At 59.9% G+C, this 237-nt stretch carries 1 protein-coding gene; it reads left to right on the forward strand.

All coding sequences use genetic code 11. The features are described 5' to 3' along the window. Positions 1–223: hypothetical protein (locus tag NQJ30_RS18945; protein WP_255771855.1), on the forward strand; the 223-nt coding region annotated here is incomplete at its 5' end. Positions 224–237: the final 14 nt, after the last annotated feature.

Raw genomic sequence — 237 nt, forward strand, 5'->3', positions numbered from 1 at the left:
CCCGTACCAACGCGTCATCGACTCCGGAATCCTCACCCAAGCCAAAGCCGCTGAACTCGCGGCACTGATGGAGGCCACCAACCCGGCCGACCTCACCCGGGGCATCACCACCATTCAGACCAAGCTGATCGCCCTCGCAGCAGCCAAAACCCGGGCACTGGAAGACTCATCCACGCGAGCACAAATAGCTGAGGCAAGCACAACACTTTCGCGAGCATCTTGACATGAGTCGTTACG

It is taken from the genome of Pseudarthrobacter sulfonivorans, assembly GCF_024391045.1.
GTDB lineage: Bacteria > Actinomycetota > Actinomycetes > Actinomycetales > Micrococcaceae > Arthrobacter > Arthrobacter sulfonivorans_B.